Genomic DNA, 22216 nt, shown 5'->3' on the forward strand with positions numbered 1-22216 from the left:
CCCGCACCGACGATGACGACGCGGCGCTCTGTCCGCCGGGCCGGCTGCTCTGTCTGCTGCTCGCTCACCTGTCCACCTTAAGCATCTGACGAACCGTCAGGTCTTGGAGTTCCTCGACCACACTCGTCCCGCTGCCCTCCTGCGACTCCCATTCCCAGCGCTCCTCCAGCCGCACCCGACCGTCCGCAAGGCCGACGACGGTGGAGACGCAGTGTCCGGAGGAGGTCGTTCCGTCCTGCTTCAACTGGACGTACCGGAAGTCGAGTCGATCGCCGGTGCGGGTGCCGACGAGATGGCCCCAGACCACGTCCCCGCCCGCGTAATCGGCCCAGATCGTGCCCTTCTCCTCGTGGTACGTGAAGCGGGTCCGGGTGCCGACCTGACCCGGCGCCTGGTCGGCGACCGGCGAGAGGACAAGTCCGTCGAGTGAACGGGCCACAGTGGCTGCTCCCTTACTGGGTCCGGGTGACGGGGTTTAGGGTGGCCAACGTAAGACACTCGCGGGAGCCCGGACGCACCGGGCTGAGAGGGAGGCTGCGCGGCCTCCGACCGTACGAACCTGATCCGGGTCATGCCGGCGAAGGGAGGGGCTGGACGCCCATGCGATCGTCCGGGAACATCTCGGCAAACGGATCCGACGTACCCGGATCCGACGTCCTCGTCATCGGGGGCGGAATCATCGGTCTGGTGACCGCCTGGCGGGCGGCGCAGCGCGGCCTGCGCACCGCGGTCGTCGACCCCGACCCGGGCGGCGGTGCCGCCCGGGTCGCGGCCGGAATGCTCGCCGCCGTCACCGAACTCCACTACGGCGAGCAGATGCTGCTCGGCCTCAATGTCGCCTCCGCCGCGCGCTACCCGGGCTTCGCGGCCGAGCTGGAGGCGGCGAGCGGCCAGGACATCGGCTTCCGGGCCTGCGGCACCCTCGCGGTCGCCCTGGACTCCGACGACCGCGCCCATTTGCGGGAACTGCACGCGCTCCAGCACCGTTCGGGGCTGCAGTCGGAGTGGCTCACCGGCCGCGAGTGCCGCCGCCTGGAACCGATGCTGGCGCCGGGTGTGCGCGGCGGTCTGCGGGTCGACGGCGACCACCAGGTCGACCCCCGTCGGCTGGCCGCCGCCCTGCTGACGGCCTGCGAACGGGCCGGAGTGGTCCTCCACCGCGACCGGGCGGAACGCCTGGTGGTGGTACGGGACCGGGCCGCCGGAGCCGTACTGGCAGCCGGCACGGAGCTCGCAGCCGACCAGGTCGTGCTCGCCGCGGGCAGCCTCAGCGGGCGGCTCGCCGGGCTGCCGGACGAGGTCGTGCCGCCCGTCCGGCCGGTGAAGGGGCAGGTGCTGCGGCTGACCGTGCCCGCCGCGTACGCGCCGTTCCTCACCCGGACCGTGCGGGCCGTGGTCCGCGGCAGCCATGTCTATCTCGTCCCCCGCGAGAACGGCGAGCTGGTCGTCGGCGCCACCAGCGAGGAGATGGGCTGGGACACCACGGTCACGGCGGGCGGGGTCTACGAACTGCTGCGCGACGCCCATGAGCTGGTGCCCGGCATCACCGAACTGCCGCTCACCGAGACCCGGGCCGGCCTGCGCCCCGCCTCCCCCGACAACGCCCCGCTGCTCGGCCCCACCGCCCTGCCCGGCCTGCATCTCGCCACCGGCCACCATCGCAACGGGGTGCTGCTCACCCCCGTGACCGGTGACGCCATGGCCGAGCTGCTGACCACCGGCGAGCTGCCCGCCGTGGCCCGCCCGTTCACCCCCGGGCGGTTCTCGCCCACCGTCGTACCGCCGCCCGCCGCGCCCCCGACCACCGCACGTCAGGAGCAGCCCGCATGACCGACTCCGCCGCGCTCTCCGTGTCCGTGAACGGTGATCCCCGCTCGATCGACGCCGGCACCACCCTCGAAGCCCTCGTCGCCACCCTCACCGCGGCGCCCTCGGGCGTCGCGGCCGCTGTCAACGAGACCGTCGTCCCGCGCAGCCGGTGGTCCACCGCGGCGCTCGCCGACGGCGACCGGATCGAAGTTCTCACCGCGGTCCAGGGAGGCTGACCATGTCCGACGATCTCTTCGCCCTCGGCGACACCACGTTCGGCTCCCGGCTGATCATGGGGACGGGCGGGGCACCCAGCCTCGACGTGCTGGAACGCTCGCTGACCGCGTCCGGCACCGAGCTGACCACCGTCGCGATGCGCCGCCTCGATCCGACCGTGCAGGGTTCGGTGCTCTCCGTTCTGGAACGGCTCTCGATCCGCGTCCTGCCGAACACGGCGGGCTGCTTCACCGCGGGCGAGGCCGTGCTGACCGCGCGGCTGGCCCGCGAAGCGCTGGGCACCGACTGGATCAAGCTGGAGGTGGTGGCCGACGAGCGGACCCTGCTGCCCGACCCGATCGAACTGCTGGACGCCGCGGAGACACTGGTGGACGACGGTTTCACCGTCCTTCCGTACACGAATGACGACCCGGTGCTGGCCCGGAAGCTGGAGGATGTGGGATGTGCGGCGATCATGCCTCTCGGCTCCCCGATCGGCTCCGGTCTCGGCATCCGCAACCCGCACAACTTCCAGCTGATCGTCGAGCACGCCCGGGTACCGGTGATTCTCGACGCCGGCGCCGGGACCGCATCGGACGCGGCACTCGCGATGGAGCTGGGGTGCGCGGCGGTGATGCTGGCGTCGGCGGTGACCCGGGCGCAGGAGCCCGAGCTGATGGCGGCGGCGATGCGGCACGCGGTGGACGGCGGGCGGCTGGCGTACCGCGCCGGCCGGATCCCCCGGCGCCACTTCGCCGAGGCGTCGTCACCGATGGAGGGGCGGGCTGCGCTGGACCCGGAGCGGCCCGCGTTCTGAGCACCCGTACGCACGCGGAGCGCACGGCGCACGCATGACGCGCATGTCCCTGTCACGGCTCGGCTCGGCTGCAGTACGGCCCCGGGATCGCCCCGGCCCGTCGGCCATGTCCTCGGCGGCTCGTAGACTCGCTTGCGTGGATACGACCCTCCAGGACCCTTCCCCGGCCTTCGGCCGGGGAGACCCCATCGTCGGGCAGCTGCTCGACGGCCGCTACCGCGTCGATGCCCGCATCGCCGTGGGCGGGATGGCCACGGTCTACCGGGCCATGGACACCCGGCTCGACCGGGTGCTCGCCCTCAAGGTGATGCACCCGGCCCTCGCGACCGACGCCTCGTTCGTCGAGCGTTTCATCCGCGAGGCCAAGTCCGTGGCCCGGCTCGCGCACCCCAATGTGGTCGCTGTCTTCGACCAGGGCGCCCAGGGGGCGTACGTCTACCTGGCGATGGAGTACGTGGCGGGCTGCACGTTGCGCGACGTCCTGCGTGAGCGCGGCGCCCTGCAGCCGAGAGCCGCGCTGGACATCCTGGAGCCGGTCCTGGCCGCGCTCGGCGCCGCACACCGGGCAGGCTTCGTACACCGCGACATGAAGCCGGAGAACGTCCTCATAGGGGACGACGGCCGGGTGAAGGTCGCGGACTTCGGTCTCGTACGGGCCGTGGGTTCCGACACCAACACCACCGGAACAGTCCTCGGCACCGTCTCCTATCTCGCCCCCGAGCAGATCGAGCACGGCACGGCGGACACCCGCACCGATGTGTACGCCTGCGGTGTCGTGCTCTACGAGATGCTGACGGGCGCCAAGCCGCACACCGGCGGCTCCCCCGCCCAGGTCATCTACCAGCACCTCAACGAGGACGTACCGACGCCGTCGGCCGTCGTCCCGGGGCTCGCGGCCGAGCTGGACGAACTTGTCGCGAGCGCCACCGCCCGCAACCCCGAGGCCCGTCCGTTCGACGCCGTGGCCCTGCTCGCCGAGTCCCGCACCGCGCGGGCCGCGCTCACCGACGGCCAGCTGGACGCCGTACCGCCGCAGGCCCTCGCCGAGGCACACGACGACGCCGAGGACCGGACGAGCGTGATCCCCCGGGTGCTCCCGGCCGACCAGGGCACCGCCCATCACACCAGCCGGCTGGAGATGCCCCCGCCGCTGCCGCCCGAGCCGGCGAGGAGCGGGCCGCGGCGCGGCGGTCCTCGCCGCGGGATGCTCGCTGCGCTCGTCGCCGTGCTGCTGGTGCTGGGGGTCGGCGCCGGTGTCTGGTACATCAACTCGGGACAGTTCACCCAGGTCCCCTCGCTGCTCGGCCAGACCGAGGAGGCCGCCCGCCAGCGGCTCTCCGACTCCGGTCTCGAGCTGAAGGGCGTCGATCGGGCCTACAGCGACAACGTCGACCGCGGCAAGGTCATCAGCAGCGACCCGAAGTCGGGCGCCCGCATCCGGGGCAACGGATCGGTGAAGATCGTCGTCTCGCGCGGCCCCGAGATCGTGAAGGTCCCCGACGTCCAGGGCACCGGGCTCGCCGAAGCCAGGCGCGCGCTGAAGAAGGTGGGCCTGGTGCCCGGCATGGTCACCAAGGAGTTCAGCGAGGACATCGGGCAGGGCCAGGTGATCCGTACGGAGCCCGGAGGGGGTGCGGAACGCCACTCCGACTCCGCGGTCGCCCTGGTCGTCAGCAAGGGCAGCCCGGTCGATGTCCCCGACCTGACCGGGCTGTCGGTCCAGGAGGCCACCGACGCGCTGGACGAGGAAGGCCTGAAGGCCGAGGTGCTGCCGGGCCGGGTCAATTCGCCCGAGGCCGCGGGATACATCGCGCGCCAGTCACCGGGCGGGGGCACCCGGGCAGCCGAGGGCGACACCATCACGCTCACCGTCTCCAAGGGCCCGCGGATGATCGATGTCCCGGACGTCACCGGCAAGGACATCGACGAGGCCACGCGCCGCCTGAAGGCCGCGGGCTTCGAGGTCAAGGTCGACCGCCCGTTCCTCTCCTTCAGCGACACGATCGCGAGCCAGTCCGTCGACGGCGGCGACCGGGCCCCCGAGGGCAGCACCATCACCATCACGACCAAGGGACTCTAGATCCGTATGCGCAACCCAGTCGGCGGCCATGTCCCCGTGGCCGGCGGCCTCGCCAAGGTCGGCCTGCCCTACGCCCGCGAGATGGGGGCGGAGGCCGTCCAGGTCTTCGTCGCCAATCCGCGCGGCTGGGCGACACCGGCCGGGAACCCGGCGCAGGACGAACAGTTCCGCGCCGAGTGCACGGCCGAGTCGATACCGGCGTACGTCCACGCCCCGTATCTGATCAACTTCGGCTCGCACACCGAGGCCACTGTCGAGCGGTCCGTGGAGTCGCTGCGCCACTCCCTGCGCCGGGCCCGCGAGATCGGCGCCCTGGGCGTCGTGGTGCACACGGGCTCCGCGACCGGCGGCCGGCCGCGCGCGGAGGCCCTGGCCCAGGTGCGTACGCACATGCGGCCGCTGCTCGACGAGCTGACCCACGACGACCCGTTTCTGCTGCTGGAGTCGACCGCCGGACAGGGGTTCTCACTCTGCTCACGGACCTGGGACTTCGGCCCGTACTTCGAGGCGCTGGACGCCCACCCCAAGCTCGGCATCTGCCTCGACACCTGCCACATCTACGCGGCGGGCCACGACCTGGCGGGCCCGGCGGGCATGAAGCAGACCCTGGATCTGCTGGTGGAGACGGTAGGTGAGGGCCGGCTGAAACTGATCCACGCCAATGACTCCAAGGACGTGGTGGGAGCCCACAAGGACCGGCACGAGAACATCGGCGCCGGGCACATCGGCGAGGAGCCGTTCCAGGAGCTGTTCTCGCATCCGGCGACGGCCGGGGTGCCACTGGTCATCGAGACGCCGGGTGGCAAGGAAGGCCACGCGGGGGACGTGGCGCGACTCAAGGAGCTGCGCGACCGGAGCTGAACTCGCGAAGGCATGGGGAATACCCCCATGGGGTATACGGTTCCTGTGATCGAAGGGAACCGCTACCGGCATTGGGGGATCGTCATGCACCACGACACGCGCGACGAACAGCACGAGGAGCAAGTCCGGCACGAGCACCACGAGCACCACGAGCACCACGAGCACCACGAGCACCAGGGTCACGACAGCCGGCACGCAGACCACACGGGTCACGCAGACCATTCAGCACACGCCGGACACACGGCGCACGCCCCCGGCACGGCAGGCTGGTCCATGGCGGCCCGCGCCACGCTGCACTGCCTCACCGGATGCGCCATCGGCGAGATCCTCGGCATGGTGATCGGCACGGCGCTCGGCTGGGGCAACGCGGAGACGATGATCCTCGCGATCATCCTGGCCTTCGCATTCGGCTACGCGCTGACGCTGCGCTCCATCCTCAGGGCCGGCGTCGACTTCCGTACGGCGTTCCGGGTCGCCCTCGCCGCCGACACCCTCTCCATCGCGGTGATGGAGCTGATCGACAACGGTGTGATCGCGCTGTGGCCGGGCGCCATGGACGCGCAGCTCGCCGACGCGCTGTTCTGGGGAGCCCTCGCGCTGTCGCTGGCCGTCGCCTTCGCCGTCACCACACCGGTCAACAAGTGGATGATCGGCCGTGGCAAGGGGCACGCGGTGGTACACCGGTACCACCGCTGAGGATGGGCCCGCAGCGACCGGGCCCGACGAGTCAGAGCTCGGGGCCGTCCCCGGGCTCCTCCTGGTAGGAGTAGCGCTGTTCCTTCCACGGGTCGCCGATGTTGTGATAGCCGCGCTCCTCCCAGAAGCCCCGGCGATCGGCGGTCATGTACTCGATGCCCCGGACCCACTTGGGCCCTTTCCAGGCGTACAGATGCGGTACCACCAGGCGCAGCGGGAAGCCGTGCTCGGCGGTGAGCAGTTCACCGCCCTGGTGAGTGGCGAAAAGTGTTCGGTCCGAGGCGAAGTCGTCAAGCCGCAGGTTCGAGCTGAATCCGTACTCGGCCCAGACCATCACATGGGTGGCCTGGGGCGAGGGTGGCGCGAGTTCGAGGATCGTACGGGCGAGGACCCCGCCCCATTCGGCACCGATCATGCTGAATTTGGTGACGCAGTGCAGATCGGCGACGACCGAGGAGAATGGCAGGGCCGAGAACTCCTCATGGTTCCAGCAGTGCTTCTCGCCGTCCGCCGTGGCTCCGAAGACCCGGAACTCCCAGCGGTCGGGCTTGAACTTGGGAACGGGCCCGTAGTGGGTAACCGGCCAGCCGCGCTGCAGTCGCTGTCCCGGCGGAAGCTCGGACTGCTCTGATTCGCGGTATTCCCGGCTTTCCGGCTGACCCATGACTCCATGGTGACAGACAGGCAGGGGTGGTCATGACCAGGGCAGAGGCTATTCGGGCAACTCCTACTAAGCATGTACTTACTGGACGACCGATGGGTGCGGTGCAAGGATGCGGCCAACTTGCCCGGTTCACGGTTGGAAGGAGCCTCTGCGATGCAGGGCGACCCCGAGGTCCTCGAGTTCCTGAACGAACAGCTGACCGCCGAATTGACTGCCATCAACCAGTACTTCCTGCATGCAAAGATGCAGGAGAACTTCGGCTGGACGAAGCTGGCGAAGTACACGCGCTCCGAGTCGTTCGACGAGATGAAGCACGCCGAGATTCTGACGGACCGCATTCTCCTTCTCGACGGACTCCCCAACTACCAGCGGCTCTTCCATGTGCGAGTCGGCCAGACCGTCACGGAGATGTTCCAGGCCGACCGCCAGATCGAGGTGGAGGCGATCGACCGGCTCAAGCGCGGTGTCGAGTTGATGCGCGGCAAGAGCGACATCACGTCCGCAAATGTCTTTGAGTCGATCCTTGAGGACGAGGAGCACCACATCGACTACCTCGACACCCAGCTGGAGCTGATCGAGAAGCTCGGCGAGCCGCACTACCTCGCGCAGCAGATCGAGCAGCCGGACAGCTGAGGTCCTGAGCCCTCGAGCCCTGAGTTCAGGCCGCGTCGGGGAGCCGGATGCCCGGGGCTCTGCCGGGGGCGATGCCCGGGGTCCTGCCCGGGTCGGCATCGGAGGGCGCGCCGGGCGCGAGCGGCTGCTCGGGGACGCCACCGGGGGTCAGCTTCTGCTCGAGCAGCTCGCCACGAGCGCACGCACCACGGCCCAGCATCGCCTGGATCCTGCGGACACAGCCGCCGCAGTCCGTGCCCGCCTTGCAGGCGGAGGCTATCTGGCGGGGGGTGCACGCCCCGGCGTCCGCATGTTCCTTGACCTGCTGCTCCGTAATACCGAAGCACGAGCAGACGTACATGCGGTTCACCTCCCGACGGGATCGATCGTTGGCGCCGTCCCGATTGATCGGTGAGGCTAACCTAACCTTACCCGGCGCTCCGCTCCCGTAAAGCCCCGGTACGACTGTGGGGCACGGATCACATCGATCCGTGCCCCACAGTCGTACGTGCGGTACCTGCGGTGACTGCCCTACTGGTCCCGGTACATCTCGGCGACCAGGAAGGCCAGGTCCAGCGACTGGCTGCGGTTGAGGCGCGGGTCGCAGGCCGTCTCGTAACGCTGGTGCAGGTCGTCCACGAAGATCTCGTGGCCGCCGCCGACGCACTCAGTGACGTCGTCACCGGTGAGCTCGACGTGGATGCCGCCCGGGTGCGTACCGAGGCCCTTGTGCACCTCGAAGAAGCCCTTGACCTCGTCCAGGACGTCGTCGAAGCGACGGGTCTTGTGGCCGGAGGCCGCCTCGAAGGTGTTGCCGTGCATCGGGTCGGTGACCCAGGCGACGACCGCACCGGAGGCGGTGACCTTCTCGACCAGCGCGGGGAGCTTGTCGCGGACCTTGTCGGCGCCCATGCGGACGATGAAGGTCAGCCGGCCGGGCTCGCGTTCCGGGTCGAGGCGTTCGACGTAGCCGAGCGCCTCGTCGACGGTGGTCGTCGGGCCGAGCTTGATGCCGATGGGGTTACGGATCTTCGAGGCGAACTCGATGTGCGCGCCGTCCATCTGCCGGGTGCGCTCACCGATCCAGACCATGTGGCCGGAGGTGTCGTACAGCCGGCCGGTGCGCGAGTCGGTGCGGGTCAGCGCCGACTCGTAGTCCAGCAGCAGTCCCTCGTGCGACGAGTAGAACTCGACCGCCTTGAACTCGGCCGGGTCCGTGCCGCACGCCTTCATGAAGTTCAGCGCGTTGTCGATCTCGCGGGCCAGCGCCTCGTAGCGCTGACCGGACGGGGACGACTTCACGAAGTCCTGGTTCCAGGCGTGCACCTGGCGCAGGTCGGCGTAACCACCCGTGGTGAAGGCGCGGACCAGGTTCAGCGTGGAAGCGGATGCGTGGTACATCTGCTTCAGCCGCTCAGGGTCCGGGATCCGGGCTTCCTCGGTGAAGGCGAAGCCGTTGACGGAGTCGCCGCGGTAGGTCGGCAGGGTGACGCCGTCGCGGGTCTCGGTCGACTTGGAGCGCGGCTTGGAGTACTGGCCGGCGATCCGGCCCACCTTGACGACGGGCACGGAGGCCGCGTAGGTCAGGACGGCGCTCATCTGGAGCAGCGTCTTCAGCTTGGCCCGGATGTGGTCGGCGGACACGGCGTCGAAGGCCTCGGCACAGTCGCCGCCCTGCAGCAGGAACGCCTCGCCCTTGGCGACGGCTCCCATGCGGGCGCGCAGCTGGTCGCACTCGCCCGCGAAGACGAGCGGCGGATACGACGCGAGGTCCGCGAGTACATCGCGCAGAGCCTCGGCATCGGGGTACTCGGGCTGCTGCGCCGCGGGAAGGTCTCGCCAGGTGTTGCCACCGGCGACGGAGGTATTGGCGTTCACGGTCACATCCACAACATTACGGGGTCTCGTGGGGCGTTCATCCGTAGGCTCAACAGATGAGACGCGCGTCTGGACCGGTGGACGTCCGGTAGGGTGCGGAACATGTTCGCGCAGACGCATCAGAACTGGTGGTGGACCGCTCATCCGGCGGCCCACTGATTCATCGCGCGACAGACCACGCGAAGGCCGCCCGAGGGGCGGCCTTCTCTGCGTTTCGGGAGCCGTTCCTCCATTCGGAAGGAACACCTCATGTCCGACCCCACCGAGCTCGTCGTCCAGCGGCTCCTGACGGACGACTGCCCGCCGTTCGCGCTGCTGCGCAGGCGCACCCCCGGCCGTGATCACGACACCGTCGAGGTCCTGATCGGCCGGGTGCGGGAGGTGGACCGGCTCGCCGATCTGCCCGTCGGTCCGCAGCCGTCGCTCGCCCTGGTGCCGTTCCGACAGATCGCCGAGCGCGGTTTCGACGTGCGCGACGACGGGACACCGCTGTCCGTGCTGGCCGCGGACGAGACGTACGAGCTGCCGCTCGCCACGGTGCTCGACGTCCTGCCCACCCATGACGTGCGGGTCGAGGACGGGGCCTTCGACGTGCCCGACGAGGAGTACGCCGGGATCGTCCGGCGGGTCATCGAGGACGAGATCGGACAGGGCGAGGGCGCGAACTTCGTCATCCGGCGTACCTTCCAGGGCGGGATCCCCGGATTCGGGCGGGCCGACGCGCTGGCGCTCTTCCGGCGGCTGCTGGCCGGTGAGCGGGGTGCGTACTGGACGTTCGTCGTACACACCGGCGACAGGACGCTGGTCGGCGCCAGTCCCGAAGTGCATGTGCGGATGTCCGGCGGGACGGTCGTGATGAACCCGATCAGCGGGACGTACCGCTACCCCGCCGAGGGGCCGACCGCCGAGAGCCTGCTGGCCTTTCTCGGTGACCGCAAGGAGACCGAGGAGCTCTCCATGGTGGTCGACGAGGAACTGAAGATGATGTGCACCGTCGGTGACATGGGCGGGGTGGTGATCGGGCCACGGCTCAAGGAGATGGCCCATCTCGCGCACACCGAGTACGAGCTGCGCGGACGCTCCTCGCTGGACGTACGGGAGGTGCTGAAGGAGACCATGTTCGCGGCCACGGTCACCGGCTCGCCCGTGCAGAACGCCTGCCGGGTCATCGAGCGGTACGAGCCCGGCGGGCGCGGATACTACGCGGGCGCGCTGGCCCTGCTGCGTCAGGAGCCGGGCGGGGCACAGACTCTCGACTCGCCGATCCTCATCCGTACCGCCGACATCGCGGCCGACGGGCGGCTGCGGGTGCCGGTCGGGGCGACGCTCGTACGCCACTCCGATCCCGCGAGCGAGGTCGCCGAGACCCATGCGAAGGCGGCCGGGGTGCTGGCCGCGCTGGGGGTGCGGCCCGGGCGGCCACGGGGCGAGAGGACACGTCCGCAGCTGGCCGGCGATCCGCGGGTGCGGGTCGCGCTGGACGCCCGGCGGGACGGGCTCGCACCGTTCTGGCTGCGGATGCAGGAGCGTACGCAGGAGCTGTCCGGCCATGCGCTGGTGATCGACGGCGAGGACACCTTCACCGCCATGCTGGCGCATCTGCTGCGCGCCTCGGGCCTGGAGGTGTCGGTGCGGCGCTACGACGAGCCGGGGCTGCGCGAGGCCGTCCGGGCGCACCTGGGCCCGGTCGTGCTGGGCCCCGGGCCCGGGAATCCGGCCGACACCGGCGATCCGAAGATGCGGCTGCTGCGCGAGTTCGCCGCGGAGCTGGTCCGGGACCACCGGCACGGGCTGCTCGGGGTCTGCCTGGGCCATGAGCTGATCGCGGCGGAGCTGGGTCTGGAGATCGTCCGCAAGACCGTGCCGTACCAGGGCGCGCAGACCCGGATCGAACTGTTCGGGCGCCCGGAAACGGTCGGTTTCTACAACAGCTTCACCGCTCGCTGCGACGACGAGACGGTCACCGAGCTGGCTGCGCACTCCATCGAGGTGAGCCGGGACGCGTCCACCGGGGAGCTGCACGCGCTGCGCGGGGACGGGTTCGCGTCGGTGCAGTTCCACCCGGAGTCGGTGCTGACGCTGCGCGGGGCGTCGATCGTCGCCGAGCTGCTGGCGGGGCTGCCCGTGCACAGCTGACGGCGGACGCGGGCGGAGCTCCGGAGGAGATCCGGGGCTCAGTCCTCGCGGAGCGCGGGAACGAGGACGTTGTCGCTGCGGCGGCGCGCCAGGTAGTCGGCGACGTTCTGCACGGTGGCTTCGATGATCTGTGCCACGGCGTCCTCGGTGTAGTACGCCTGGTGCGAGGTGACGATGACGTTCGGAAAGGTGACGAGCCGGGCCAGGGTGTCGTCGTCGATGCCCTCCAGGGACTTGTCGAGGAAGAAGAGCCCGGCCTCCGCCTCGTACACATCGAGTCCGACGCCGGTGAAGCGACCCGCCCGCAGTTCGGCGACCAGAGCGGTGCTGTCGACAAGTCCGCCGCGGCTGGAGTTGATCAGGATCGCATCGTCCTTCATCAGGGACAGGGCGTCCCTGCCGATGATGTGGCGGGTCGCGGGAACCAGCGGGACATGGAGGCTGATCAGATCGCACTCGGCGAAGAGCTGTTCCTTCTCGACGTACGCCATGCCGAGCTCGACGCAGGCCGGGTTCTCGACCACGTCCCAGCCGAGCAGCTTCATTCCGAAGCCATGAGCGATACGGGTGAAGGCCTCGCCGATCTTGCCCGTACCGACCACGCCGGCCGTACGGCCGTGCATGTCCCGGCCGAGGAGACCGTCGAGGCGGAAGTCGAAGTCGCGGGTGCGGCTCGCGGCGCGGAGGATCCGCCGGTTGACCGCCATGGCGAGCGTCCAGGCGAATTCGGCGACCGCGTACGGCGAGTAGAAGGCGACCCGGGCGACCTGCAGCGCGAGGCGTTCGGCGACGTCCAGGTCGATGTTGTTGAAGCCGGTGGAACGCTGGGCGATCATCTGCGTGCCGCCCGCGGCGAGGGTCTGCAGCACGCTGCTGCCCAGATCGGCATTGACGCTGGTGGAGATGATCTCGTAGCCCGCCGCGATGGGCGCGGTGTCCTTGTTGAGGAAGACGTCCAGGCAACGGACCTCGTGCTGTCCGGCGAAGGCCTTCTCGAGCAGCGGCTTCTCATCGGACTGCACACCGAATGCCAGGATTTCCACGATTTCTCCCGATAGGCAGGGTACGGGCCGGATGGCAGCGAATATACGGCCCGTACCTCTGACGTGCTCAACCGAAGAAACGTGCTCAGCCGAAGAAGACGCCGACCTCCGCGTAGAGCGCCGGGTCGACCGTCTTGAGCCGGGCGGTCGCCTCCGCGATCGGCACCCGCACGATGTCCGTGCCACGCAGGGCGACCATCACGCCGAAGTCGCCGTCCCGCACGGCTTCGATGGCGTGCAGCCCGAAGCGGGTGGCCAGCCAGCGGTCGAAGGCGCTGGGGGTGCCGCCGCGCTGCACATGGCCGAGCACCGTGGTCCTGGCCTCCTTCCCGGTGCGCCGCTCGATCTCCTTGGCCAGCCATTCGCCGACGCCGGACAGCCGGACATGGCCGAAGGAGTCGTGGGATCCGTCCTTGAGGATCAGCTCCCCCTCGGCGGGCATGGCGCCCTCGGCGACGACGACGATCGGGGCGTAACTCGCTCGGAAGCGGGAGGTGACCCAAGCGCAGACCTGTTCGATGTCGAAGCGCTGCTCGGGGATGAGAATGACGTTCGCGCCGCCTGCCAGCCCGGAGTGGAGGGCGATCCAGCCCGCGTGGCGGCCCATCACCTCGACGACGAGGACCCGCATATGGGACTCGGCGGTGGTGTGCAGACGATCGATGGCCTCGGTCGCGATGCCGACCGCCGTGTCGAAGCCGAAGGTGTAGTCGGTGGCCGAGAGGTCGTTGTCGATGGTCTTGGGAACGCCGACGCACGGGATGCCGTACTCGTCGGACAGGGTCGCGGCCACGCCGAGCGTGTCCTCGCCGCCGATGGTGACGAGCGCGTCGACCTCGTACTTGGCGAGGTTGTCCCTGATCCGGCGGACGCCGTGCTCCGCATTGAGGGGGTTGGTGCGCGAGGAACCGAGGATGGTGCCGCCGCGCGGCAGGATGCCGCGCACCGCCGGGATGGAGAGCGGGACGGTCTCCCCCTCCAGCGGGCCGCGCCAGCCGTCCCGGAAGCCGATGAAGTCGTAGCCGTACTCCTGCACGCCTTTGCGGACGATCGCGCGGATGACCGCGTTGAGCCCGGGGCAGTCGCCGCCCCCGGTCAGTACTCCGACCCGCATGGAAGCATCCCTTCGCCGAAGTGAGCTCGCTACGACCACGCTAATGGTGATCCAGGTCACTCAGGGATGGGTCGGAAGGTCAATTCCCGCGCAATAAGCCGGAGTTGATCACGAGCGTCGCCGAGGCGCAGTCGATCTCGGCGTTCCTGGTCTCAGGCGTCGTCGAGGCCGCGTTCGATCGCGTACCGCACGAGCTCCACCCGGTTGTGCAGCTGGAGCTTGCCCAGGGTGTTCTGGACGTGGTTCTGGACGGTGCGGTGGGAGATGACGAGCCGCTCGGCGATCTGCTTGTACGAGAGCCCCTTGGCGACCAGCCGCAGCACCTCGGTCTCCCGGTCGGTCAGCTGCGGGGCCTTCGGCTCGTCGGACGCGACGGGCACCGGCTCGGAGGCCAGCCTGCGGTACTCGCCGAGCACCAGTCCGGCGAGGCCCGGGGTGAAGACCGGGTCGCCGACCGCGGTGCTCCGCACGGCCTCGGTCAGCTCCTGCGTACTGGCCGACTTGAGCAGATAGCCGGTGGCGCCGGACTTCACCGCCTCCAGTACGTCGGCGTGCTCGCCGCTCGCGGAGAGCACCAGGACCCGCAGGCCGGGGTGGGAGCCGACGAGCTCCTTGCAGACCTGGACGCCGGGCATCCCCGGCAGGTTGAGGTCGAGTACCAGGACGTCGGGGGTGACCGCCCTCGCCCGGCGCACGGCCTGCGGGCCGTCACCGGCGGTCGCCACCACGTCGAAGCCCGACTCGGCGAGATCGCGGGCGACGGCGTCACGCCACATCGGGTGGTCGTCGACCACCATCACCCTGACCGCCCGCTGCGTGTCGCCCTGCCCACCTGCCGCGCTCGGCGCGCCGGTCGCGTTCGTCACGTTGTCTGCGCTCATCGGCCGGAACCTGCCTTCCCCCGTGAATCGTTCGGATTCCTCGAAGCCTTTGGAACCTTCAACTCGACCTCGGCGCCCTGGCCGGGCACCGAGATCAGCTCTGCCGTGCCGCCCAGGTCACGCAGCCGCCCCCGGATCGACAGGGCGACCCCCATGCGCCCCTCCCCCTCCGCCTGCGCCAGCCGTCCCTCCGCAATGCCCGGGCCGTCGTCCCGGACCGTCACGATCACCTCGTCCGGCCAGTCCTCGACGAGGATCCAGGCCTGGGCGTCCTGCCCCGCGTGCACCCGCACATTGTCCAGGGCGGCACTGACAGCAGCCGCGAGTTCCTTCGCCGCCGCCGGAGCGAGCAGTACCGGGGCGCCGGGCTCCGCGAAGCTGACCCGGGAGCCGGCGTGCGGGGCGAGCAGGGAGCGCAGATCGCATGCGGCCCCGCCGGCCGGACCGTCCTCCTCGTCGTCGACCTCGACGGTACGGACCACCGCGCCCTCGGCGGCGTCCTCGGAGACCCGGGTGGTGGGCACCAGTCCGCTGGAGACCAGCGTGCGCAGGGCGACCTCCTGTTCCCCGGCCATCCGGCCCAGCTCGGCCGCCTCGCCGCCCAGCGCCGTGCCACGGCGCTGCACCATCGCGAGGACCTGGAGCACGCTGTCGTGGATGTCGCGGGCCAGCCGCTCCCGTTCCCGGGTGGCCGCCTCGATCTCCAGGGCGCGGGCCAGGGTGCGCTCACTGGCCCTGGCCACCTCGACGACGTAACCGATGGCGATGGAGGCGACCCAGACCAGCAGGACGTTGTGGAAGGTGTCCCGGCTGGGTTCGCCGCGCTCGACGATGTTGGCTGCGGCGACGAAGGTGGAGGCAAAGGCCGCCCAGCGCCAGCCGCCCTTGATCGCGAACGCCAGGACGGAACCCGCGGTCCAGATGGACGGCAGAGTCGAGCCGTCCATGTGCTGGGCGTCGAAGTCGGCGAGCGGGGTCAGCAGAATGCCGACCAGAGCAATCACGAGGTCGGCGCCGAGGAAGCGTTTGGTGCAGCTCACCGCGCCGGCGACCTTGGGGAGCGTGGCGAGGGTCCAGGCGGCCATGACGACCAGGTAGGCGAAGGCCACCCACGGCCGCTCGTACTCGTCCCGGCCGAAGACGGCGAGCAGACTCGCATAGAGCATCGTCAGAATCCGGTACGCGGTCAGCGCACGCCACAGCGGCTGCTCGACCGACATGCGTACGACCCGTTCGCGTTTGGCCATGCCCCCCACCCCCCGACGGACGCCGGCGCGGTGACGCGCCGGGCCGATCCGTCACCCTTGCGTTCCGGGCTTTCTGCCCGCGTTCTTCTCTTCCTCGGCGCGGCGCTTCGCCTCGTCCGCGATCTGCCGCTTTGCCGCGGTCGCGTAGATGTCGACGTACTCCTGGCCGGAGAGTTTCATGATCTCGTACATCACCTCGTCGGTGACCGAGCGCAGAATGAAGCGGTCGCCCTCCATGCCGTGGTAGCGGCTGAAGTCGAGCGGCTTACCGATCCTGATGCCGGGGCGCATCAGCTTGGGGATCAGCTGACCGGGTGGCTGGATCTTCTCCGTGTCGATCATCGCAACGGGGATGACGGGCGCTCCGGTGGCAAGGGCCACGCGGGCCAGGCCGCCGGGCTTGCCGCGGTAGAGCCTGCCGTCGGGCGACCGGGTGCCCTCCGGGTAGATACCGAAGAGTCCGCCGCTCTCGATGACCTCGATGCCCGCCTTGACGGCCGCCTCACCGGCACCGCGGCCGCCGGAGCGGTCCACCGGCAGCTGGCCGACGCCCTTGAAGAAGGCGGCGGTGAGCCTGCCCTTCACGCCGGGTGCAGTGAAGTACTCGGACTTGGCGATGAAGGTGATCTTGCGGTCCAGGACGGCCGGCAGGAAGAAGGAGTCGGAGAACGAGAGATGGTTGCTCGCAAGGATCGCCGGCCCCTGAGCAGGGATGTTCTCCAGGCCCTCCACCCACGGCCTGAAGGCGAGCTTCAATGACCCGCCGATGGAGAACTTCATTGCGCCGTAGATCAACTCGGGTGCCTCCTGTGTGCTGTCGCACTGACCTTAACCCGTGCTGCAGCTGCCGTTCCTGCCCGGCTCGGAGCCGAAGCACGCCTGTGACCGGTGACGACCCTGGTCGGTGTCAGTCCGGTCGCGTACGGTGAAGTAATCCTTCTTGCACTCCCCCTTTCGCTCCCCTTCGAGCCTCACGAACAGGAGACCCCGGTGCCGGTCCTTCCTGGAGCCGAGCCGTTCCGCCACGAGGGCGGAGAGGTAGGCGTCCTCCTCTGCCACGGATTCACCGGTTCACCGCAGTCGCTGCGTCCCTGGGCCGACCATCTGGCGGAGCGCGGACTCACGGTCTCGCTGCCGCTGCTGCCCGGGCACGGCACGCGCTGGCAGGACATGCAGGTCACGGGCTGGCAGGACTGGTACGCGGAGGTGGACCGGGAGCTGCGGGCCCTGTCGGAGCGGTGCAGTCAGGTCTTCGTCTTCGGGCTGTCGATGGGCGGCGCGCTGGCGCTGCGGCTGGCGGCGAAGCACGGGGACGCGATCAGCGGTCTGGTGCTCGTCAATCCGGGCAACAAGGTGCACGGCCTGGCGGCGTACGCACTGCCGGTCGTCCGTCATCTGCTGCCGTCGACGAAGGGCGTGGCCAACGACATCGCGCGCGAGGGCTCCGTGGAGATCGGCTACGACCGGGTGCCGCTGCACGCGGCGCATTCGCTGCGGAATTTCTTCCGGCTGGTCGACACCGATCTGCCGCAGGTCACCCAGCCGGTCCTGCTGCTGCACAGCCCGCAGGACCATGTGGTGCCGCCGGCCGACTCGGCGCGGATCCTCAGCCGGGTGTCGTCGACGGATGTCGAGGAGATCCTGCTGGAACAGAGCTACCACGTGGCGACGTTGGACCACGATGCGGAGCGGATCTTCGACGAGAGCTTTTCGTTCATCGACCGCCTCGCTCCGAGCGTCGGGAAGAAGGGGAGCACATCCGGTGGCTGAGCACGACGCGGAGCGCGCGGGCAGCGAGGAGGAGCGCGAACCGCGCCCCACCGAGGGAGCGGCCGTGCCCGACGGGGGCGCGGGTGCGCAGGACGCCCTCGCCAGGCCCAGGGCCGAGGGCGACCCGATCGACGAGGAGGCCGTCTGGGAGGCGATCGTCGCCGGGTACGGCGAGGAGCCGCCGGACCCGCCGGGTGCCAAGCCGTTCAAGTCGATCGATGACCTCGCGCAGCTGGAGGACGGTCAGCGCAATGTCCTGGACCCCGACAAGGGTGCCGGGAAGCAGGAGCCCCCGAAGCCGCCGGAGAAGCCGCTCGGCAGCTCGGTCGTCTTCGCGCCCGGTGTCAACGGTCCGCGTGACTACGAGGTGACGGAGCCGGCCGACGGGGACGGCGCGGACGACCACGACGAGGGGCATTTCGTCCCGCCGGAGCCGCCGCCGCTGCCGGAGGCCGATGTCCCGGCGAAGTTCGCCTGGCTCGCGGTCGTCGGCGGGCCGGTACTGCTGCTGATCGCGGTGCTGCTGCAGTGGGACATGACGTGGTGGCTGACCACGCTCTGTGTCGGTGGCTTCCTGGGTGGCTTCGTCACCCTGGTCGCGCGGATGCAGGACGCCGACGAGGACGACGACGATCCGGGGCGCGGAGCGGTCGTCTGACACGGCTCCCGGGGCAGTGCTGCGAGCCGCTCCCCGGGATCAGGTCGGTTCGGCGAGGGAGGCAAGGGCGGGCACCCGGAGCGCTGCCAGTACCGGCAGATGGTCCGTGGCCGCCCGCAGGTCGGGCTCGGTGATGCCGGGCAGCCCCGACGGGACTCCGCAGCCGAGGACCTCGATCCCGGCGGTCGCGAAGATCGCGTCGATGCGCAGGCGTGGATCGTGCGCCGGGAAGGTCAGCTCGGCGCCCCACGGCCGGACCGACCGGCAGTCCTGGAGCCGCCCGGCCAGTAGCTGGAAGGCCTTCCCTTCCGGGCCGTCGTTGAGGTCGCCGGCCGCGATGGCGTGCTCGACCTGCATGTCGTCCAGCCGGTCGAGCAGCAGATCCGCCTGGGCCAGGCGTTCGTCGTGCCGCAGGCTCAGATGGCAGCTCAGCAGACCGATCCGGGTGCCCGCGATCCGTACCACCGCCGTGGCGAACCCTCTGCGGTGCAGTCCAGGGGTGCGCGGCAGCAGCAGATCCTCCGTTCGTTCCACGGTGGCGCGCAGCGAACAGAGCAGCAGGGGCCCAGCCGCGGTGGCGCCGCCGGAGAGAAGCACCAGGTCGGTGTGGGCCGCCAGCCACGCGGCGCGCTTGCGCCAGCGGAAGAAGCGCGGGGCTTCCTGGATGAAGACCAGATCGGGTGCGCAGGCGCGGATGACGCGGGCCAGTGCCTCGCGGTCGTCACGCATCGACCGGATGTTGTAGCCGAGCACTCTGATGACGGCCGAACCATCCGGCTCGGTACGGGAGTCGGGCAGCGGCGTCAGGACCATACCGCTCACGATACGACGGACGCCCGCCGCTCCCACAGGGGCGCGACGGGCGTCCGGTGATGTCCGTGACGGGCGGCTCAGCCCTGCCGGGCCAGGTCCGCCGCGCCCACCAGTCCGGCCTTGCCGCCCAGTTGGGCCGCGAGCACCTGGGCGTGCGGGCGCCACTCGCCCCCGATCAGCCAGCGCCGGAACGACTTGCGGATCGGGCCGAGCACGAGCTCGCCCTCGTCGGAGACTCCACCTCCGACGATGAACGCGGACGGGTCGAAGAGCGAGGCGAGGTCGGCGAGTCCGGCGCCGGCCCAGCGGGCCAGCTCGCGGAACGAGTCGATCGCCACCGGGTCGCCCTGCCGGGCGGCCTGGCTGATGTGCTTGCCCTCGATGCCGTCCACCGTGCCGTCGCCGAGGCTGAGCAGGATCGTGGCGTTCTCCGGGGTGGCGTTGGCGCGCTGCTTCGCGTACCGGACGAGCGCACGCCCGGAGGCGTACTGCTCCCAGCATCCCTGGCTGCCGCAGCCGCAGAGCAGCCCGTCCGGGACGACCCGGATGTGGCCGAATTCGGCGGCCACACCGAAGCGTCCGCGGCGCAGCTTGTTGCCGATGATGATGCCGCCGCCCAGGCCGGTGCCGAGCGTGATGCAGATGACGTCGTCGTGGCCCTGGCCGGCGCCGAAGCGGTACTCGCCCCAGGCCGCGGCGTTGGCGTCGTTCTCGACGACGACCGGGAGGCCGACGCGCTGCTCGACCTTGTCCTTCAGCGGCTCGTGCCGCCAGTTGATGTTCGGCGCGAACAGCACCGTGGCGCGCTTGTCGTCGACGTATCCGGCAGCGCCGATGCCGACTGCTTCGACCTCGTGTCCCTCGCTCGCGCCGGATACCGCCGCCGCGATCGCGTCCACGATGCCTTCAGCCGTCGGCGGGGTCGGCACCTTGAACATCGAGAGGATCCGGCCCTCTTCGTCGACCACTCCAGCCGCGATCTTCGTGCCGCCGATATCGACGCCGATGGTGAGTCCCATGAATCCCTCAGTTTCGGTCGAGCCCCGCTATGGGCAACCGTACCCGAGCGCCGGTCCCCGCCCTATCGGTGCCGGTCAGTCCAGGTCGATGTGATCGCCCGCGCCGGTGCCGCCGTCGCGCGGGTCGGTGGGGTCGTCGGCCTTCTTCGAGGGGCTGCCGGGGTCGGTGGCGCCCTGGGTCCAGCGACGTTCCTGGCTCTCGACGGCGGAGCGGTAGGCGGCGAGAAGTTCGTTGCCGGCCGCGGCGATGTGGTCGAAGACATCGGGGTTGCGTTCGATGACGGGCTCGACGACGGACTTCGCCTGCTTGATCACCTGCTGTACGGCGCCCTGGGCGGCCACGCCGAACAGCGGGGACTGGAGGGCGGCGACCTTGTCGGCCACGGCATCGACCAGTTTGCGCAGTTCTTCGGCGGCGGAGCCGGGCGGCGGGCCGTGCTGGGCGCGGCGGCGGGCCTTCTCCGCTTCGAGATCCTCGGCGCAGGCCTTCGCCCACGCGTCGTCGTCGACGGGACGATCGGTGGCTTCGCTCATGGCGGACTCCTGCGACATGGTTGCGGACGGTGACGCGTACGGGACACGTACGGTGGCGCATACGGGACACGTACTACCGACGTTACCCGAACGGTGGTACGCCGTTCAGGAGGTCCGCGGCCACAGGCCCGGGTCCGGGGTGAACCGGACCCGCAGCACACCCTCGGTGAGCGCCGCGCCGGAGACGGTGCAGCGGCGCAGCCCGGACTCCAGCTCCACGATCCGCCGGAACGGGCCGACGCTCAGGAGCAATTCGTCGCCGCGCCGCACCAGCTGGAGGTTCTCCTTGACGGCTCCGGGCAGCGGCAGGCACCAGACCAGGACCCCATCGGGGCCGTCCGCGACGCTCGGGCCCTCGATCCACCAGGGGTTGTCGGCGCGCCCGCCCGGCCGGTCGGCCGGTTCGACGGCGAGCCCGTCGCCCTCGAAGCGGCCTCCCCCGGTGCCCGCCGCCTCGACGGTGGTGCGGTTCGCCCCGGTGGCGAGAAGGGTGAGGTCGTCGGGCCCCTGCGGGTCCCGGCCGAGGTGCGGCACTTCGCACAGGGAGGCGGCCGGCGCCCACTCCTCGTACCAGTGGTCGACGCACTTCTCCTGCTGTGCGGCGAGCGCGGCGAACCACGGGTCGGACGAGTGACGGGGCAGCACCCGGTTGACGGTGAGGGTGTCGACGCGCAGCCCGTGCAGGGCGAATCCGGTGCGTGCGGTGCGCAGGGCGTCCTCGGCGGCGGGTCCGGGTTCGGCGACGAGGCGGACCGTGGTGCCCCGGTCCTCGATCAGCGTCTGGACGGCGGCCAGCTCGGCGTCGCGGCGGGCGGCGGTCTCGTACAGCCACTGGGCGGGCATCGGGACGCCGGCGAGCTGGGCGAGCATCGGGCGCAGGGCGCGGGCGGCCTGGCGTTCCGGTGGCAGCAGGCGACGGAGATAGCGGCGCAGCTGCTCGGGCAGGGCGAGGACGGCGAGGGCCTCGCGCAGCGGCGGCAGGTCGACGACGAGAAGCTCGTGGCCGTCGTGCGACCAGTCGCCCTCGGCAGCGCGGCGCAAGGTGTGCAGCAGGGCCAGTTGGCCGCTGCCGGGGAGTTCGGTCAGCTCCTCGGCGTCGAGCCGGTTGCCGCCGAGCAGGTCGAGTACCGGGGACGCCTGGTCCTGAAGAGTGAGGAGTTCGGTGCGGAAGTGCTCGCCGGAGTCGACGCGGGCGAACCGGAGTCCTTCGGTGACCCGGGTGGGTTCCGTGACGTCGGGGAAGCCGGGTATGGCGTCGGCGGAGAGCAGCAGCGTGCGGCGGCCGCGGCGGGCGGCGGCCAGCGCGGTCGCCGCCGCGACGGTGGTACGGCCGGCGCCGCCGGGGCCGGTGACGAGGACCGTACGCAC

24 protein-coding genes and 1 riboswitch are annotated in these 22216 nt (G+C 70.5%); of the genes, 11 read left to right on the top strand and 13 right to left on the bottom strand.

Features of this window, described 5'->3' with window-relative positions; translation table 11 throughout:
* Nucleotides 1-64: 64 nt before the first annotated feature.
* Nucleotides 65-439: a hypothetical protein gene (locus ACWCP8_RS15650; protein ID WP_451116382.1), complete on the bottom strand. Its 375-nt coding sequence runs from the start codon at nt 437-439 to the stop codon at nt 65-67.
* Nucleotides 440-490: 51 nt separating this feature from the next.
* Nucleotides 491-603, top strand: a riboswitch (TPP riboswitch).
* On the opposite strand from ACWCP8_RS15650, the gene thiO reads away from it, so the two are divergent.
* The 6 genes from thiO (at nt 601) to ACWCP8_RS15680 (ending at nt 6479) form a co-directional block, all read left to right on the top strand.
* On the top strand, nt 601-1830 hold the full coding sequence (gene thiO / locus ACWCP8_RS15655) for a glycine oxidase ThiO (protein WP_352270526.1): 1230 nt from the start codon (nt 601-603) through the stop codon (nt 1828-1830). It overlaps the preceding riboswitch by 3 nt.
* The gene (gene thiS, locus ACWCP8_RS15660; protein ID WP_352270525.1) at nt 1827-2045 is read left to right on the top strand and encodes a sulfur carrier protein ThiS; all 219 of its coding nucleotides are present in this window, start codon (nt 1827-1829) and stop codon (nt 2043-2045) included. Before thiO ends, thiS begins: the two co-directional genes overlap by 4 nt.
* 2 nt (nt 2046-2047) lie before the next feature.
* Complete coding sequence (locus ACWCP8_RS15665; RefSeq protein WP_352270523.1) at nt 2048-2842, top strand: thiazole synthase; 795 nt, start codon at nt 2048-2050, stop codon at nt 2840-2842.
* 136 nt (nt 2843-2978) lie between these two features.
* On the top strand, nt 2979-4922 hold the full coding sequence (gene pknB, locus ACWCP8_RS15670; protein ID WP_451116385.1) for a Stk1 family PASTA domain-containing Ser/Thr kinase: 1944 nt from the start codon (nt 2979-2981) through the stop codon (nt 4920-4922).
* 6 nt (nt 4923-4928) lie between these two features.
* Nucleotides 4929-5783 carry a deoxyribonuclease IV gene (locus tag ACWCP8_RS15675; RefSeq protein WP_451116387.1) on the top strand — a complete coding sequence of 285 codons (855 nt, stop codon included), beginning with the start codon at nt 4929-4931 and terminating at the stop codon, nt 5781-5783.
* Between the two features lie 84 nt (nt 5784-5867).
* A complete protein-coding gene (locus tag ACWCP8_RS15680; protein ID WP_451116616.1) occupies nt 5868-6479 on the top strand; it encodes a DUF4396 domain-containing protein in 612 nt (203 codons plus the stop codon).
* Nucleotides 6480-6510: 31 nt separating this feature from the next.
* On the opposite strand, the gene ACWCP8_RS15685 is transcribed toward ACWCP8_RS15680, so the two are convergent.
* Nucleotides 6511-7143: a sulfite oxidase-like oxidoreductase gene (locus ACWCP8_RS15685; protein ID WP_352270520.1), complete on the bottom strand. Its 633-nt coding sequence runs from the start codon at nt 7141-7143 to the stop codon at nt 6511-6513.
* A 153-nt stretch (nt 7144-7296) separates the two neighbouring features.
* Here ACWCP8_RS15685 and bfr point away from each other — a divergent pair, with 153 nt between their 5' ends.
* On the top strand, nt 7297-7776 hold the full coding sequence (gene bfr / locus ACWCP8_RS15690; RefSeq protein ID WP_352270518.1) for a bacterioferritin: 480 nt from the start codon (nt 7297-7299) through the stop codon (nt 7774-7776).
* A gap of 25 nt (nt 7777-7801) precedes the next feature.
* On the opposite strand, the gene ACWCP8_RS15695 is transcribed toward bfr, so the two are convergent.
* The gene (locus ACWCP8_RS15695) at nt 7802-8116 is read right to left on the bottom strand and encodes a (2Fe-2S)-binding protein (RefSeq protein ID WP_352270516.1); all 315 of its coding nucleotides are present in this window, start codon (nt 8114-8116) and stop codon (nt 7802-7804) included.
* A gap of 170 nt (nt 8117-8286) precedes the next feature.
* Entirely contained in the window at nt 8287-9633 is a 1347-nt protein-coding gene (locus ACWCP8_RS15700) for a class II 3-deoxy-7-phosphoheptulonate synthase (protein WP_313936894.1), read from the bottom strand.
* Nucleotides 9634-9735: 102 nt separating this feature from the next.
* On the opposite strand from ACWCP8_RS15700, the gene ACWCP8_RS15705 reads away from it, so the two are divergent.
* Nucleotides 9736-9792: a trp operon leader peptide gene (locus tag ACWCP8_RS15705; protein WP_107063558.1), complete on the top strand. Its 57-nt coding sequence runs from the start codon at nt 9736-9738 to the stop codon at nt 9790-9792.
* A 90-nt stretch (nt 9793-9882) separates the two neighbouring features.
* Nucleotides 9883-11769: an anthranilate synthase family protein gene (locus ACWCP8_RS15710; protein WP_451116390.1), complete on the top strand. Its 1887-nt coding sequence runs from the start codon at nt 9883-9885 to the stop codon at nt 11767-11769.
* A 38-nt stretch (nt 11770-11807) separates the two neighbouring features.
* Here ACWCP8_RS15710 and ACWCP8_RS15715 read toward each other — a convergent pair whose 3' ends face one another.
* The 5 genes from ACWCP8_RS15715 to ACWCP8_RS15735 all read right to left on the bottom strand — a co-directional run bounded on the left by ACWCP8_RS15715 (nt 11808) and on the right by ACWCP8_RS15735 (nt 16834).
* Nucleotides 11808-12812 carry a 2-hydroxyacid dehydrogenase gene (locus tag ACWCP8_RS15715; RefSeq protein ID WP_352270513.1) on the bottom strand — a complete coding sequence of 335 codons (1005 nt, stop codon included), beginning with the start codon at nt 12810-12812 and terminating at the stop codon, nt 11808-11810.
* 85 nt (nt 12813-12897) lie between these two features.
* Complete coding sequence (locus ACWCP8_RS15720; RefSeq protein ID WP_352270511.1) at nt 12898-13926, bottom strand: 6-phosphofructokinase; 1029 nt, start codon at nt 13924-13926, stop codon at nt 12898-12900.
* A gap of 152 nt (nt 13927-14078) precedes the next feature.
* A complete protein-coding gene (locus ACWCP8_RS15725; RefSeq protein WP_267008126.1) occupies nt 14079-14723 on the bottom strand; it encodes a response regulator in 645 nt (214 codons plus the stop codon).
* Nucleotides 14724-14803: 80 nt separating this feature from the next.
* Nucleotides 14804-16054 carry a MacS family sensor histidine kinase gene (gene macS / locus ACWCP8_RS15730; protein ID WP_352270510.1) on the bottom strand — a complete coding sequence of 417 codons (1251 nt, stop codon included), beginning with the start codon at nt 16052-16054 and terminating at the stop codon, nt 14804-14806.
* Between the two features lie 51 nt (nt 16055-16105).
* Nucleotides 16106-16834 (bottom strand): lysophospholipid acyltransferase family protein, encoded by a 729-nt coding sequence (locus ACWCP8_RS15735; RefSeq protein ID WP_451116619.1) that lies wholly within the window; start codon nt 16832-16834, stop codon nt 16106-16108.
* Between the two features lie 210 nt (nt 16835-17044).
* Between ACWCP8_RS15735 and ACWCP8_RS15740 the strand changes: the two genes are divergently transcribed.
* Together ACWCP8_RS15740 and ACWCP8_RS15745 are read left to right on the top strand one after the other, a co-directional pair.
* Nucleotides 17045-17824: an alpha/beta hydrolase gene (locus ACWCP8_RS15740; RefSeq protein WP_352270507.1), complete on the top strand. Its 780-nt coding sequence runs from the start codon at nt 17045-17047 to the stop codon at nt 17822-17824.
* The gene (locus tag ACWCP8_RS15745) at nt 17817-18482 is read left to right on the top strand and encodes a hypothetical protein (RefSeq protein ID WP_451116394.1); all 666 of its coding nucleotides are present in this window, start codon (nt 17817-17819) and stop codon (nt 18480-18482) included. Before ACWCP8_RS15740 ends, ACWCP8_RS15745 begins: the two co-directional genes overlap by 8 nt.
* Nucleotides 18483-18521: 39 nt before the next feature.
* Here ACWCP8_RS15745 and ACWCP8_RS15750 read toward each other — a convergent pair whose 3' ends face one another.
* The 4 genes from ACWCP8_RS15750 to ACWCP8_RS15765 all read right to left on the bottom strand — a co-directional run bounded on the left by ACWCP8_RS15750 (nt 18522) and on the right by ACWCP8_RS15765 (nt 22216).
* Nucleotides 18522-19295: an endonuclease/exonuclease/phosphatase family protein gene (locus ACWCP8_RS15750; protein WP_352270504.1), complete on the bottom strand. Its 774-nt coding sequence runs from the start codon at nt 19293-19295 to the stop codon at nt 18522-18524.
* 77 nt (nt 19296-19372) lie between these two features.
* Nucleotides 19373-20314, bottom strand: a complete 942-nt coding sequence (locus tag ACWCP8_RS15755; RefSeq protein ID WP_267005581.1) for an ROK family glucokinase — start codon at nt 20312-20314, stop codon at nt 19373-19375.
* Nucleotides 20315-20389: 75 nt separating this feature from the next.
* The gene (locus ACWCP8_RS15760) at nt 20390-20848 is read right to left on the bottom strand and encodes a DUF5304 domain-containing protein (RefSeq protein ID WP_352270502.1); all 459 of its coding nucleotides are present in this window, start codon (nt 20846-20848) and stop codon (nt 20390-20392) included.
* Between the two features lie 105 nt (nt 20849-20953).
* Nucleotides 20954-22216, bottom strand: a complete 1263-nt coding sequence (locus ACWCP8_RS15765) for an ArsA family ATPase (protein WP_451116397.1) — start codon at nt 22214-22216, stop codon at nt 20954-20956.

The sequence above is a fragment of the Streptomyces sp. NPDC002206 genome (assembly GCF_053593595.1).